Raw genomic sequence first — 13,980 nt, forward strand, 5'->3', positions numbered from 1 at the left:
CGGACGTGCCGAGGTGCCACCGCTCGCGCCGACCCGACCCGACGGCACGTACGTCGGTCGGTCCTGGGACGAGGAACCGGACGGCTGGCCGGGGCGGCACGAGATCCTCGACCGTCGACCCGCCGACGGCTCGAACGGTTCGCGACCGTACGACCGGTCGGTGCCGCCCGGCACCCGGCCGGAGCAGTCGCGACCCGAGGGACGGCGCTCGTCGTATGGTGAGCCGGCCCGGGGCCGCGACGGGGTCGTCTGGTCGGACTTCGGACCGCAGGCCTCCGGTCCGGGCGCGCCGTCGCGCCGCGACCAGCGCGACCCGGACCGATACGTCGATCGCCGCGACCAGCGCGACCCCGACCGGTACCCCGACCGTCGCGACCCGGACCGCCCCCGCGACCAGCGCGACCCCGACCGGTACGCGCGCCGCGACCCGGAGCGGTACGCCCGGCGGGAACCCGAACGGCGTGACCCGGACCGCCGCGACAACCGGTATCCGCGACCCGAACCGGAGCGACGGGGCCAGCGCGAACCCGACCGGTACGCGGATCGGCCGCGCCACTCCGAGCCGACCGGGCGCGACGATTACCGGCGTGGCGCACCGGTGTCCCCAGCCCCCCGCCCGGAACCCGGCTGGGTTGCGGAGGTCGACGAGGAGACGCGTCGGCCCGCCGCCGCACACCGCCCGGTCGAGGGTGCCGACCGCCGGACGGCTGAGGACGCCGCCCAGCGCCCTCGCTACCAGTGGAGTCACCACCCCGGGCAGCCGAACCGCACCGATGGTCCGGTGGTGGACGGTTACCGCAGCGACTTCGTCGGCGGCGGCGACCCGGACGCCGCGCCGTACCCGGACGGATTCGTCGACGAGGAACCGGTCCGTCCCGCCTCCGACGAATGGGACCGCCCGGACCGGGCCCGCCGACGGGGTCGCCAGGAGCCGCCAACGCCGGACCAGCAGGCGTACGACGCTCCGTCGCGCGGCGACCTGCCCTGGCCCGCGCCCGGACCGCTGCGGCCGAGCAGTGGGCGGGACCATCGCGAGTACCAGCGGCCGACCCCGCCGGAGCAGGATGCCGACCGGCGACCGAGCGGCGTACCTGACGGTCCCGGCCCGCAGCGGTTCGACGACCGGCCGGCCGCTGCGCTGCCCGACCCCGACCGGCCCGTCTCCGCGGCACCCGATCAGGACCCACGCCGCCGTCACCTGTCGGTGGTGCCGGACCGTCCGGTCTCCCCCGCTCCGGAGCAGGACCGTCCGGTCTCCCCCGCGGCCGGGCGGGCCCGACCGGTCTCCCCCGCCCCGCAGCACCACCAGCCGGAGGTCGGTCACCCGCAACGGGCTCGCCCCGCCGCCGTTGCCGGGGACCGGAGCGACAGCCGCCAACCGGGCCAGGACCGTGGTCCGGCCGGGCGCCCCGACCGGAACCGGACCGACCTCCCCGGCCAGGACCGGGACCGGCCCGCCGCCGCCTCCGGTGCCGATCGGGCACCGGCCGGGGACTCGGTCCGACCGGCACCCCTGCACCAGCACGAGGTGCGTCCCGCGCCGTTGCACGAGCACCAGGTCCGACCGGCTCCCCTGCACGACCAGCCGGTCGTCGCCTCGCCACCATCGACGCCGGCGCCCTCGGTCGCCGCTGCGTCCCCCGTCACCCCGCCCCCGGCCCGGCCGGTCTCCGCGCCACCGACCCGACCGCCGGTCTCCGCACCGCCGGCCCACCGACAGGTCTCCGCACCACCGGCGCAGCCGCCCGTCGGCGCGCCGGCCGCCCGGCCGGTCTCCGCGCCACCCAACCGGCCACCTGTCTCCGCACCGTCGGGGCGGACGTCCGAGCCGGCCGGCACCGACCAGGCACCGCTCGGCCCGCCACCGGCGGCCCGACCCGATCGGACCGACGGCGCACCGGGGATGCCGACCACACCGGCGGCCCGCCAGCCCACCCGGTACATCCCTCCAGCGCCCGAGCCGTCCACGCCCGCGCCGGCGCCCGCCCGTTCAGCGTCCGACGGCCCGCAGAGCTGGTTCGGGCCGGCCGCCGAGCCGCCCGCCGCGGCGCAGGCCGGGCCCGCCGCCACGCAACCACGGGAGCAGCTCACACCCCCCGCCTCGGGATCGCACGCCGAACCGGCACCGCCCGCCTTCTCCGTGCCACCGAACGTCGCGCCGCTCGGCGACGTCGACGTCCCCGCACCACCGGTCTCGGCGGTCCCCACCTCGGCACCGCCGCTGCCCGAACGGCCGGTCGGGCCACCGCCGGCCGCACCGACCTCGGCGGCCCCGGTCTCCGCGCCGCCGTTCCCGGTTCCTCCGGTTTCCGCGCCGCCGGCGTACGGAGCGCCGGTGCCCGTACCGTCCGGCGAGCCCGACCTCGGTGCACCGGTCTCCGCCGTGCCGGCGTCCGCACCGCCGGTTTCCGCACCGCCGGGTGACACCGCGTCATCCGGCGACCCGGCCCAGGCCACCGACCACACCACCGGGTCCGGCGCCGGCGAGCGTCCGGGCAGCATCAGGTTCGGTGACGTCGACGACGGGATGCCGCCCGCTGACGGCACCGGCCCGGTCGACGACGTGCTCGCCACATCGTCCGTGTCCGGCCCGCCGGCCGACGAGCAGGGCTCCGACGACGCGGACGACAGCGAGCCCGTACCCGAACCGCCGGCCGATCCCGAACAGGTGTTGGCGGGCTTCCGCTGGCGTCTCGACCCGGTGACTTTGCGCGAGATCGTGGACGACCCGGAGGAACTGCGGGAGGTCCGGGAGCGGCTCACCGAGAAGCTCGCCTCGGCCCTGGACAACCGGTCCCGGGCCCGGCTGCTGAGTCTGCGCGCGGTGGCCTCACGGGTCCTTGACGACCTGGACGACGCGCTGGACGACGGCCGGATGGCGCTGACCTACGCCGAGGCGACCGGGGAGTTGCGTCGGGCCGCGCTCGCCCAGGCCCGGTTGGCCCACGTGCTGCGCTGGCGCGGCGAGTTCGCCGAGGCCGACCGACTGTTCGCGGAGGCCAACTCGATCGAACTGCCCGACCGGCTGCGCGCCGCACTGCACGAGCACGCCGCCCGCTGCTGCCACGACCAGGGCCGGCTGATCGAGGCGTGCCATCACTTCGAGCGGGCTCTCGACCTGCGTGGCGAGCAGGACGCCGAATTGCTGGCCCGGGTCCGGACCGGCCTCGACGCGGTCGCCGCCAAAGCTGAGGAGAGCGGCTTCGGGCCGTACCCGCGTAGTTGGGACGAGGTGCTGGAGCGCGACCGGGCGCCGGTGCCGGCACCCGACGGCGGCCAGGGCCTGTGGGGCTACGCGGACGCCGACGGCGACATGGTGGTGCCCGCCCGGTACGCCGAGGCACAGCCGTTCCGGGACGGCCTGGCCTGGGTACGCGGACCCCAGAGCGACCGGTGGTCGTTGATCAACCTGGCCGGCGAGACGGTGCTCGGGCCGACCTACCTGGCGGCTCGGCCGTTCTCCGACGGTCTGGCCTGGGTGGTGCGGGACGAGAGCGGTTGGCACGCCGTCGACACCACCGGCGAGGTGGCGGTGCCGCCGGGTTTCGCCGACGTACGGCCCTTCCACAAGGGCGTGGCGGTGGTACGCCGGGAGGGCTGGGGTGCCGTCGACCGCACCGGCCGGATCGTGGTGCCGACCCGCTACCACGGCTTCCACACCACGCTGGCCGACGGTCACTACGTCGACGGTTTCACCGAGGAGGGCCTGGCCGTGGTGGACCTGGCTGGTCGCAAGGGTGTGGTGGACCGTAGCGGGCAGGTGATCGTCGCACCGGCGCACCCGGCGTTGCTGATCCACCCGGTCGCCTTCCTGGCCACCAACAGCGCCGGGAACTGGGGTGCGTTGGACCGGCGGGGCGAGTCGTTGATCGACCCGATGTTCCACCATCCGAGTGCGGTCGTCGCCGAGATCGACGGGCTGCTCGCCGACGCCAACCCGGTGCTCTGAACGTGTTTGCGGAGGCCGTGCCCTCCGGCGCCGACCCAGACGACGCGCGGCCGGGCTGTCGCCGCGCCACCGGTGCAGGTCAGAGTCAGGCCGACGCCGTCGACCGCTTCCGGGCGCGGTGCAGCCGGGCCTGCCCGGTCTTGGGCCCCAGCCGGCACGGGTGGCGACGTTCGGTGCCGGGGTCCGACACGCGCCGATGACCGGGGGTGCGCTGGTGACCGGGGGTGCGGGGGGCGATTCTCCGGCTCCGCCGCCGGTCGTCACCCGCCCGGCCGGGCGTCGAACCGTCCCGTGCGCCGACGGTGGTCACGGCACTGGCCGGTGGGTCGGTTGGTCGGCCGGTCCGGTCGGCTGCTGACCGGGCGGCGGTCCCAGCAGCTCGATCCCGTGCCGCGCGGAGGCGTGCCCGAGGGCGGCCGGATCGATTGGTGCCGGGTCCGGCAGCCGGCGTTCGAGCGCTGGCACTCCGACTTCGGCGACGTACTCCTCGAAGCCGGCGGGGGTGGTCAGTTGCAGCACCCGCAGCGGTTCGTCCGGACCGACCACGAAGGTGTGCGGCAGACCCGCCGGCAGCAGCACGAAATCACCCGGCGCGGCGGTCAGCGCCGCGTCGTCGCAGTAGAAGGTCGCGGTGCCGGACAGCAGGTAGAACATCTCGTCCTCGACCTGGTGCCGGTGCAGTGGCGGCGCGAAGCCGGGCGGGTTGACGAACTCCACGGCGGTGAGCCGCCCGCCGGTCTGCGCACCGGTCGCCTTGACGGTGACCAGGTTGCCCAGGAACCAGTACGCCTCCCCATCGTCGGGCCGGCGTACGAACGGATGGACGGACATGGTGCCTCCCAGGGACGACGACCTTCGCTGGACAGCGAGCTATTGGATAGCCAGCCGCTATTAGATAGCTAGGAGTCTAGTGAATACATTGCTAGTATGGCGACGCCATGGATGAAGTCAAGGGCGGAAGACCGACCAGGCCGTACCGGTCCCGGATCCGCGAGGAAAATGCCCGCCGCACCCGGCAGGCCGTGGTCGCGGCGGCGACCGACCTCTTCGTCACGCGGGGCTACACGGCCACGTCGCTGGCCGACGTGGCGGTCGCGGCGGGGGTGGCCAGGCCAACCGTGTTCGCCGCGTTCGGCTCCAAGGCGGCGCTGCTGCGTCAGGTGCTCGACGAGGCGCTCGCCGGCGACGACGAGCCGGTGCCGGTGGCGCAACGCCCCTGGTACCGGCCGGTCTGGGAGGCCGCCACCGGGCGCGCGGTGCTCGACGCGTACGCCGGGGTCTGCACCCTGATCGGTGGGCGGACCGCCCGGGTGTTCGAAACCGTCCGGCGGGCCGCCGACGGCAGCCCCGAGGCGGCCGACGTCTGGCAGACGCTGCTGCGCAACCGGCGGCTCGGCGCCACGATGGTGGTCGAGCGGCTGTGCTCCCTGGGCGGGCCACTGCGCAAGGGCTCCGACGTCGAGGCTGCCATCGACGAGGTGTGGTTCTACAACGACCCGGCACACTACGGCGCACTGGTGCTGGAGCGCGGCTGGACCGAGGAGACCTTCCGGCACTGGCTCGCTCGCAGCCTGCGCCACGCACTGCTGTCGGACCCGGACTGATCACCGCCTCCTGCCGGGTACACCAGGGCGGGCTAGGGTCAGAACATGGAATTCCGACACCTGGGCCGCTCCGGCCTCATGGTCAGTGAGATCTCGTACGGCAACTGGATCACCCACGGTTCGCAGGTCGAGGAGGAAGCGGCGTTCGCCTGCGTGCGAGCCGCCCTCGACGCCGGCATCACCACCTTCGACACCGCCGACGTGTACGCCGGCACCCGCGCCGAGGACGTCCTCGGCCGGGCGCTTCAGCAGGAACGGCGCGAGGGTCTGGAGATCTTCACCAAGGTGTACTGGCCCACCGGGCCGGGCCGCAACGACCGGGGCCTGTCCCGTAAGCACATCATGGAGTCGATCAACGGATCGCTGCGCCGGCTGCGTACCGACCACGTGGACCTCTACCAGGCCCACCGGTACGACTACAGCACCCCGCTGGAGGAGACGATGGAGGCGTTCGCCGACGTCGTGCACTCCGGCAAGGCGCACTACATCGGCGTCTCCGAGTGGAAGGCATCGCAGATCCGCGAGGCGCACGGCCTCGCCCGGGAGCTGCGCATCCCGCTGGTGTCCAGCCAGCCGCAGTACTCGATGCTCTGGCGGGTCATCGAGAGCGAGGTCATCCCCACCAGCGAGGAGCTGGGTCTGGGTCAGATCGTCTGGTCGCCGATGGCCCAGGGCGTGCTCTCCGGCAAGTACCTGCCGGGCCAGCCACCGCCCTCCGGTTCCCGGGCCACCGACGAGAAGTCCGGCGCGGGCTTCATCGCCAAGTGGTTGACCGACGACGTGCTGACCCGGGTGCAGCAGCTCAAGCCGCTGGCCGAGCAGGCCGGGCTGACCATGGCCCAGCTGGCCATCGCCTGGGTGTTGCAGAACCCCAACGTGTCGTCGGCCATCATCGGGGCGTCACGCCCCGAGCAGGTGCACGACAACGTCAAGGCGGCCGGCGTGAAGCTCGACGCCGGCCTGCTCAAGGCGATCGACGAGATCGTCGAGCCGGTGACCGAGCGGGACCCGACGCGTACCGAGTCGCCGGCCGAACGGCCCTGACCCCCACCCCGCCCGGCCGGCGTACCGCACGCGTCGGCCGGGCGGACGGCGTCCCGGCCGGGCTCAGCCCTGCCAGAAGCGGATCAGGTCCAGACCTGTCGCGTACAGCCAGGGCGGCAGGCCGAGCACGTCGCCGATGGCGAAGACGGCGGTGAAGAACCAGCCGCCGATCGTCGGATTCCACAGCAACGCGAAGAGCAGGATGAACCCGTACGGCGCGAACAGGTCGTACATCCGCCGGTACTGCGGAGTCAGCCACGGCTGGATCATGTTGCCGCCGTCCAACCCGGGCACCGGCAGCAGGTTGAGCAGGCTGGCGGTGATCTGGAGGAAGGCCAGCAGGGCCACCGCCGCCCAGAACTCCACCGGCCCACCGCCGCCCGCACCGAGCCGCAGCACCACCACCAGCACGAGCGCGAACAGCACGTTGGTGGCGGGCCCGGCGAGGCTGACCAGGGTGTGCCGTAACCGCCCCGGAATGACGTGCCGGTCGACCCAGACGGCGCCACCGGGCAGGCCGATCCCGCCGAGCAGTACCACCACCACCGGCAGCGCGATGGACAGCAACGGGTGGCTGTACTTCAACGGGTTCAGCGTCAGGTAGCCGCGGTGGGCCACCCCCCGGTCGCCGCTGCGGTACGCCACCACGGCGTGGGCGTACTCGTGCAGGCACAACGAGACGAGCCAGCCGGAGACGACGAAGCCGAACACGGTGAGCCGGACGTTGCCGATCCCGTGCCAGGTCAACACGGCGCTGGTCACCAGCAGGGCGACCAGCGCCAGGAAGACCGGGCTGGGCCGGAAGGCCGCCCGGGGCACCCCGAGCACCAGCGGCTCGGAGTCCCTGGGTGTCATCACTCCGCCGCGGGCAGCAGGCTCATCCGGTACTCCACCCGATCGTCTTCGAGGAGCGCGACCGAGGTGACGCCGGACGCCGCGAGTTCCCGCCAGGTCTGACCGATCCAGGACTCGGCATCCGCCTGGCTGCCGAACGACTCGGCCGGCCCGTCGACCGACTCGCCGTTCGCGCCCTCGTACCGCCAGCTCCACGCCATGTGCGCGTCTCCCCTCGCCGCTGCTGCCCCCATGGGACGGACCTCCGCCAGCGTAGTCGTACCGCACGGCCGACGACCGGGCCACGGGCATCGATCGACGACCGGTACCGTGGCCCGGTGCTGACTCAAGGGGGCGTGCTCAGCGGGCGGTACCGGCTGGGTGAGCAGGTGGCGACCGGCGGGATGGGCGCGGTCTGGCGAGCGACGGACCTGCTGCTGGGCCGCGAAGTGGCGGTGAAGGTGCTGTTGCCGGCGTTGACCGCCGAACCCGAGTTCACCACCCGCTTCCGGGCCGAGGCACGGATGCTTGCCGCGCTGCGGCACCCCGGGGTGGTCGCGGTGCACGACGTCGGCCAGGCCACGCTCACCGACGGCAGCCAGGTGGACTACCTGGTGATGGAGTACGTCGAGGGCGAGCCGTTGAGCGCCCGGCTGCGCCGGCTGGGCCGGCTGGACCCGGCCACCACCATGTCCGTCGTGGCCCAGACCGCCGAGGCGCTGCACGCCGCCCACCTCGCCGGCATCGTGCACCGGGACGTGAAACCGGGCAACCTCCTGGTCAAGGCGGACGGCAGGGTGGTGCTTGTTGACTTCGGCATCGCCCGCTCGGGCGCCACGGCCGGGATCACCGCCGCTTACACGGTGCTCGGCACCGCCTCGTTCATGTCCCCCGAGCAGGCCGGCGGCCAGCCGATTTCCGGGCTGAGCGACATCTACGCTCTCGGCGCCGTGGCGTACCTCTGCCTCGCTGGCCGGCCTCCGTTCGTCGGGGACAACCCGCTCGACGTGGCCCTACGGCGGCTGCGGGAGGAGCCACCCCCGCTCCCGCCGGACGTTCCCCCGCCGGTGGCCGCACTGGTGTTCAGAGCCATGGCCAGGCAGCCCGGCGACCGACACGCCAGCGCGGCGGACCTGGCCGCCACTGCCCGCGCCACCGCGCCGGAGAACGCCGCACACCCCGGGCCGAGCGGCATCGCGGTGCCGCCGCCGGCTGCGCGTCCGGGGCAGGGTGGCCTGGCCATGCCCGCGCCGGTCGGGGCCGGGTCCGGTACCGGGACGGTCACCGTGGCGAGCGCGCCGACGCGACCGGGCAGTGGCCGGCGGTTCGGCGCTCCGGCCATGGTCACCGCGGTGGCCGGTGTCGTGATCGTCGCCGCGGTGGGGGTGGCGCTCGCGGTGGTGTCGCAGCCGGGCGCCGAAGGCGCCGACCCTCCGGTGGCCGCGTCCGCGTCGGGCGCGGCGGGACTGGTCACCGCCGGGGAGACCGGCGCGCAGGGCACGGGTGAGCGGTCGGCGAGCCGGTCACCGACAGCCTCCGTACCGGCGACGAAGGGCACCTCGTCGCCGTCACCGGGACGCGACGACGCCGGGACGGCCAGCCCCCAGCCGACCCGTTCCGCTTCGCCATCGCCCCGGCCGAGCGCCAGACCCAGCAGCGGCGAGCAGGTGAACCCCTACACCGCCACCCAGGCGTGCGGCAGCGGCTACCGGGTGATCAACTCGGCGCCGTTGACCGCCGACGGTCGCCGGCAGGCCACCGTCCACCTGCTCTACCACGCGGGTACCGGCTCGAACTGCGTGGTGACGCTGAAGGAGAGCGCGGTCGGCGCGCAGACGGCGGTCTCGGCTTTCCTGGAGGTACGCGGACGCGGGCGGTCCACCGACGACGGCTCGTTCCGCTACTACGCCGGCCCGGTGCGGGCCGAGGCGGCCGGGACCTGCGTCAAGTGGGGCGGCTCCGCCGGTGGCGCCAGCTACAGCAGTCCCTTCGAGCACTGCGACTGAGCCTGCCGTGACCGGGTATGTGTTTCGGGAACCCGACGCACAGGAGGCGACAATGACGACACCGATCCCGCAGATGGACACGGCGGAACTGCGCGACATCGCGGTGCGCGGCGGAATCGAAGGGGCGCGGGAGATGGACCGGAACGAACTGATCGACGCCCTCCAGGCCCGTCCCGGTGAGGGTGCCTGGCAGGAGGATCCGAAGCCGGCGAACGTCAACCCCAACGACTTCAGGTACCGGGCCCCCGAGCGGCACTGACCACGCCGCGGGGCGGTGGTGCGGTGCCGCACCTGCGGTGCCCCGGCCGTCCCGCTGGACGTAAGGTACGCAGCATGTCCCTAGACGGGTGGAACACGCTTCTGGTCCTCGGTGGCATCCGGTCCGGCAAGTCGGAGTTCGCCGAGTCCCTGGTCGCCGACGCGCCCACGGTCCGCTACCTGGCCACCGCCGCCGACCCGGGCGACGACCCCGAGTGGGCCGCGCGACTCGCCGCGCACCGCGCCCGCCGGCCCGAGACCTGGAGCACCGAGGAGACCGCGACCGACCCGCGTCGCCTCGCGGACGTGATCTCCACCGCCCGGCCGGAGGACACGCTGCTCGTCGACGACCTCGGCGGCTGGGTGACCGTCCTGCTCGACCCGGCTCACCAGCCGGCCGACGACACCGCCACGGTCGACGAACTGGCCGCCGCCGTGCGGTCCTGCGCCGCGCGGTTGGTGGTGGTCAGTCCCGAGGTCGGGCTCTCCCTGGTGCCCACCACTCCGCTGGGCCGGGCGTTCACCGACGCCCTCGGCGCGGTCAACCGCGCCGTCGCGGACGCCTGCGACACGGTGGTCCTGGTGGTCGCCGGTCAGCCGTGCCGGTTGAAGCCCGCCGTCGGCCAGCCCACAGGCGCCGCCGAGGCGTCACCGGCAGCCGTGGCCGCCCCTGGTCAACAGGCCGCTGGCGGCGCCACGGTGCCCGCCCAGGCCGGCCCGGCCGGCGAGCTGCCGGTCACCGCCAGCCCGCCGCTGCCCGGCTCGCCGCCGGTGACCACCCCGCAGGTGACCGCCGGACCCGACACCGTCGGCACCGGCGGGACGGCACCCACCAGGACCCTCCCGGTGGCCGCGACCGACCTGGTCATTCAGCCCGGCATGGAACTGCCCATGCCCGACGAGTACGCCGGACCGCAGGCCGTCGAACGGCTGGCGGGCCTGGACGTGCCGGGCACCGGGCTCGGCGCACTGGAGCAGGTGGTCTCGTTCGCCGCCGCCACCCAGGGCACTCCCACCCCGACGCCCTGGCGGTCGGTGCGGGTGCTGCTGGTGCACGGCGACCACGCCGGCGGGGTCGCCGCCGGCACGGTGACCGGTGAGTCGGCCCGGCGGGCCGAGCAGGCCCGAGCCGGGCAGGGTGTGCTCGCCCGGCTGGCCGCCGAGAGCGGGGCGAGCCTCCAGGTGGTGGACGCCCCCGCCGCCGCGCCCATCGAGCACGGCCCGGCGCTGGACGCCGAGCAGGTGGAGTCGGCCCTGCGCTACGGCTGGCGGCTGGCCGAGGAGGCGGCGGATGCCGGCGTACAGCTGCTGGTGCTGGCCGCGTGCGGCGCCGGCGCCGAGGCCACTGCCGCGGCGGTGCTGGCCGCGACCGCCGGTGCCGAACCGTCCGCGGTGCTCGCCCGGGTGGTCACCGCGGGCGGCGAGATCGACGACGTGGCCTGGATGGCCCGCTGTGCCGCGGTCCGCGACGCCCTGCACCGCACCCGTCGTTCCTCCCGGAACGGCGTGGGCGTGCTCGCCGAGTTGGGCGGCGGGGACATCGCCGTCGCCACCGGCATCCTGCTGGGTGCGACCGCCGGCCGGCTGCCGGTGCTGCTGGACGGACCCGTCGGAGTGGCCGCCGGGCTGATCAGCCGGGACCTGGCCGGACAGGCCCGGCACTGGTGCCTGCTGGCCGACGACGGCGGTCACCCGGCCGTCCGGCTGGCCGCCGACGTGCTCGGCCTGGATCCGTTGACCCAGCTCCGGCTCGATCTCGGCGAGGGGGCGAACGCACTCACCGTCCTACCGCTGCTGCGCTCGGCGCTGGCGCTGTCCGCCGCGCTGCCATCCCGCCCCGAGGGCGACGACAGCGAGGACGAGGGCGGTGAACCGGGCCCGGTCGAGGAGGCGGAGCCCGATTTCCACGAGCCGGAACCCGAGGGGCCCGGCCCGACCACCACCGCGCCGGCCGCCGAGCCGGCGGAGACCTCCGCCGCACGTGCCGGCTGAGCCCCGGCTCGGCGACGGGGCGCGGCTGGCGCTGACCACCCTCACCATCCTGCCGCTGCGCGTCGGCCGGATCGACCGGGCCACCGCCGGTACGGCGATGACGCTCGCCCCGGCGGTCGGCGTGCTGCTCGGTGTGCCGCTGGCCGGCGTACTGCTACTGGTGGACGCCGGCACCGCGCCGCTGGTCGCCGCCGGGGTGACCGTAGCGACGGCCGCCCTGCTGACCCGGGGTCTGCACCTGGACGGGCTGGCCGACACCGTGGACGCGCTCGGGTCGTACCGGCGCGGACCGACCGCCTTGGAGATCATGAAGAAGCCCGACGTGGGCCCCTTCGGCGTGGTCGCCCTGGTGCTCGTCCTGCTGGTGCAGGCCGCTGCGCTGGCCGAGCTGGCCGGCCGGTCCCGCCCGACGGTGTTCGCTGCCGTGCTGACGGCCACTGCCGCTGGGCGGCTCGGGGTGACGCTGGCCTGCCGACGCGGTGTGCCGGCGGCGCGACCCGAGGGGCTGGGTGCGCTGGTCGCCGGCAGCGTCGGGCCGGTCGCGTTGGCCGTCGCCACCGCCGCCGTCGCGCTGCTGGCGGTCGCGGCGGTACCGCAACGCCCGTGGCAGGGCCCGCTTGTCGTCCTGGCGGCGCTCGCCGTCGCGGCCGGGCTGCTGCGGCACGTGGTACGCCGGCTCGGCGGGATCACCGGAGACGTGCTCGGCGCGACCGTCGAGCTGGTCACCACGCTCGTCTACCTGGGACTGGTGCTGTCCGGCTGAGCTGGCCGCCCGGCGCCGGGTAGCGTACCTGCGACGACAGAACCGGCGCGGCCACCCTGGGGACGACATGCTCATCACCGACGATTTCCTGCCCGTTCCGGTCCCGGAGTCACTCAGCGCGACCTATCTGGTGCCGACGGCGGGACTGCCGTCGGTGACCGCTCGGACGGCCGTCGGGAAGTTGGCCGGTCGGCTCGCCGAACCGGTGTACGGGCTGGCCCGGCAGATGCTCGACAGTCCGCTGATGAGCGTCGACATCCGGCCCGTCGGCGAGTTTCCCGAGCTGCCGCCGGACCTGCTCACCGCGTTCGGGGCGAGCGAGGCGCAGCTGGACCGGCTGGCCGCGGCGACCCACCTGGTGGTGGTGCAGGCGGAGTACCGGCCGGGCTGGCCGCCCGCCCACGAGTGGGCCGCCCGGGCGGTGGCCGCGGCGGTCGCCGAGGCGGTGGGCGGCGACGTGGTGGACGTCTTCGGCCTGCAGTTCCTGGACCCGGCCGCGGCGCTGCGCTCGCTGCCCGACGCGGAGGGCCGGGTCCGGCTGGTCGACTGGGTACTCGTGCCCTACTCGTCGGACGCCGAGGGGCTCTGGTTCACCACCAAGGGGCTGCGCCGCTTCGGCCTGTTGGAGTTGCAGACCCAGGGGGTGCCCGACCATCTCACCCGGGCCTGGGGGGCGGTGATGACCGGTGCCGCCCGGCGGCTGCTGCGGGACTGGACCGACGGGCTGACCGGCGAGGAGGTCCCGGCGTTCGTGCAGCTACCGGTGCTGGCCACGGTGACCGGGCACGACATCGCGGTGGCGTACGGCAATCCGGAGCAGCACGGGGCGACCGCGCCGGTGCTGCTGCGCCTGGAACTGGACCCGGCCACCGACCCGGACGCCGACTCCTTCCTCAGCCTGCGCCCGCCGGCCGGACACCCCGGTCCGGCCGGGCGCTACTTCGCCAACGCCTGCGCCACGCTCTTCTCCGGGATCCAGCCCGACGTGCGGTACGCCCGCTCCGGTGACGCGATGAGCCGGGCGGTCGCCACCGCTCGCGCCGGGCTGGCGGACATCCGGTCCCGGTTCCGCGACGGCCAACTGCCACCGGAGACACAGCTGGTGGTCAAGTACGGGCTGCCGGGCGACGACGGCCCGGAGTACGTCTGGGCCGGGGTGACGGACTGGGATTCCCCGGACCGGGTCGTCGGTGCCAGCGCCAGCGACGCCAACACCGATCCCACGGTACGGATCGGCTCCCCCGTCGTGGTGGAGGTCACCGACATCGTCGACTGGGCCGTCCTCGACACCAGCGGCGTCATCGAAGGCGGCTGGACCCAGGCCGTCCTCGACGCCGGCCAACCCCCCACCCCCTAACCCAACTCCCCCACCCCACCCAACTCCCCACCCCACCCCCCGGACCACCTCGTTGATCATGAGGTTAGCGGCAGCTGTTGATCTTCAAGCTGCCGCTAACCTCATGATCAACGGGAGCAGGTGGGGTGGGGTGGGGAGTTGGGTGGGGTGGGGGAGTTGGGTTAGGGGGTGGG

The 13,980-nt window shown here is 74.5% G+C and carries 11 protein-coding genes; 8 read left to right on the top strand and 3 right to left on the bottom strand.

Annotation, left to right across the window (positions count from 1 at the left end; all coding sequences use genetic code 11):
* Nucleotides 1–13: 13 nt before the first annotated feature.
* Complete coding sequence (locus AB0J93_RS23890) at nucleotides 14–3,949, top strand: WG repeat-containing protein (RefSeq protein WP_363924538.1); 3,936 nt, start codon at nucleotides 14–16, stop codon at nucleotides 3,947–3,949.
* A gap of 306 nt (nucleotides 3,950–4,255) precedes the next feature.
* Here AB0J93_RS23890 and AB0J93_RS23895 read toward each other — a convergent pair whose 3' ends face one another.
* On the bottom strand, nucleotides 4,256–4,780 hold the full coding sequence (locus AB0J93_RS23895; protein ID WP_363924539.1) for a quercetin 2,3-dioxygenase: 525 nt from the start codon (nucleotides 4,778–4,780) through the stop codon (nucleotides 4,256–4,258).
* A gap of 107 nt (nucleotides 4,781–4,887) precedes the next feature.
* Here AB0J93_RS23895 and AB0J93_RS23900 point away from each other — a divergent pair, with 107 nt between their 5' ends.
* Together AB0J93_RS23900 and AB0J93_RS23905 are read left to right on the top strand one after the other, a co-directional pair.
* Nucleotides 4,888–5,553, top strand: coding sequence for a TetR/AcrR family transcriptional regulator (locus AB0J93_RS23900; RefSeq protein WP_363924540.1), 666 nt, complete (start codon nucleotides 4,888–4,890; stop codon nucleotides 5,551–5,553).
* 45 nt (nucleotides 5,554–5,598) lie between these two features.
* A complete protein-coding gene (locus tag AB0J93_RS23905) occupies nucleotides 5,599–6,597 on the top strand; it encodes an aldo/keto reductase family protein (protein ID WP_363924541.1) in 999 nt (332 codons plus the stop codon).
* 63 nt (nucleotides 6,598–6,660) lie between these two features.
* On the opposite strand, the gene AB0J93_RS23910 is transcribed toward AB0J93_RS23905, so the two are convergent.
* Together AB0J93_RS23910 and AB0J93_RS23915 are read right to left on the bottom strand one after the other, a co-directional pair.
* The gene (locus AB0J93_RS23910; protein WP_363924542.1) at nucleotides 6,661–7,452 is read right to left on the bottom strand and encodes a site-2 protease family protein; all 792 of its coding nucleotides are present in this window, start codon (nucleotides 7,450–7,452) and stop codon (nucleotides 6,661–6,663) included.
* On the bottom strand, nucleotides 7,452–7,652 hold the full coding sequence (locus AB0J93_RS23915) for a hypothetical protein (RefSeq protein ID WP_203996708.1): 201 nt from the start codon (nucleotides 7,650–7,652) through the stop codon (nucleotides 7,452–7,454). The genes AB0J93_RS23910 and AB0J93_RS23915 overlap by 1 nt, the downstream gene beginning before the upstream one ends.
* Before the next feature lie 117 nt (nucleotides 7,653–7,769).
* Between AB0J93_RS23915 and AB0J93_RS23920 the strand changes: the two genes are divergently transcribed.
* The 5 genes from AB0J93_RS23920 to AB0J93_RS23940 all read left to right on the top strand — a co-directional run bounded on the left by AB0J93_RS23920 (nucleotide 7,770) and on the right by AB0J93_RS23940 (nucleotide 13,807).
* Nucleotides 7,770–9,437 carry a protein kinase gene (locus AB0J93_RS23920; RefSeq protein WP_363924543.1) on the top strand — a complete coding sequence of 556 codons (1,668 nt, stop codon included), beginning with the start codon at nucleotides 7,770–7,772 and terminating at the stop codon, nucleotides 9,435–9,437.
* A 52-nt stretch (nucleotides 9,438–9,489) separates the two neighbouring features.
* Nucleotides 9,490–9,696: a hypothetical protein gene (locus AB0J93_RS23925; RefSeq protein WP_363924544.1), complete on the top strand. Its 207-nt coding sequence runs from the start codon at nucleotides 9,490–9,492 to the stop codon at nucleotides 9,694–9,696.
* 74 nt (nucleotides 9,697–9,770) lie between these two features.
* On the top strand, nucleotides 9,771–11,687 hold the full coding sequence (locus tag AB0J93_RS23930) for a bifunctional adenosylcobinamide kinase/adenosylcobinamide-phosphate guanylyltransferase (protein WP_363924545.1): 1,917 nt from the start codon (nucleotides 9,771–9,773) through the stop codon (nucleotides 11,685–11,687).
* Complete coding sequence (locus AB0J93_RS23935; protein ID WP_363924546.1) at nucleotides 11,677–12,450, top strand: adenosylcobinamide-GDP ribazoletransferase; 774 nt, start codon at nucleotides 11,677–11,679, stop codon at nucleotides 12,448–12,450. The genes AB0J93_RS23930 and AB0J93_RS23935 overlap by 11 nt, the downstream gene beginning before the upstream one ends.
* A 67-nt stretch (nucleotides 12,451–12,517) precedes the next feature.
* The gene (locus tag AB0J93_RS23940; RefSeq protein ID WP_363924547.1) at nucleotides 12,518–13,807 is read left to right on the top strand and encodes a DUF2314 domain-containing protein; all 1,290 of its coding nucleotides are present in this window, start codon (nucleotides 12,518–12,520) and stop codon (nucleotides 13,805–13,807) included.
* Nucleotides 13,808–13,980 lie beyond the last annotated feature (173 nt).

Source organism: Micromonospora sp. NPDC049374 (assembly GCF_040677165.1).
In the GTDB taxonomy this organism is placed as follows: domain Bacteria; phylum Actinomycetota; class Actinomycetes; order Mycobacteriales; family Micromonosporaceae; genus Micromonospora.

Bases quoted from the DNA above. Each gene is read 5' to 3' on its own strand.
- AB0J93_RS23895 (WP_363924539.1), bottom strand. From the start codon at position 4,780: ATGTCCGTCCATCCGTTCGTACGCCGGCCCGACGATGGGGAGGCGTAC.
- AB0J93_RS23900 (WP_363924540.1), top strand. From the start codon at position 4,888: ATGGATGAAGTCAAGGGCGGAAGACCGACCAGGCCGTACCGGTCCCGG.
- AB0J93_RS23905 (WP_363924541.1), top strand. From the start codon at position 5,599: ATGGAATTCCGACACCTGGGCCGCTCCGGCCTCATGGTCAGTGAGATC.
- AB0J93_RS23910 (WP_363924542.1), bottom strand. From the start codon at position 7,452: ATGACACCCAGGGACTCCGAGCCGCTGGTGCTCGGGGTGCCCCGGGCG.
- AB0J93_RS23915 (WP_203996708.1), bottom strand. From the start codon at position 7,652: ATGGCGTGGAGCTGGCGGTACGAGGGCGCGAACGGCGAGTCGGTCGAC.
- AB0J93_RS23925 (WP_363924544.1), top strand. From the start codon at position 9,490: ATGACGACACCGATCCCGCAGATGGACACGGCGGAACTGCGCGACATC.
- AB0J93_RS23930 (WP_363924545.1), top strand. From the start codon at position 9,771: ATGTCCCTAGACGGGTGGAACACGCTTCTGGTCCTCGGTGGCATCCGG.
- AB0J93_RS23940 (WP_363924547.1), top strand. From the start codon at position 12,518: ATGCTCATCACCGACGATTTCCTGCCCGTTCCGGTCCCGGAGTCACTC.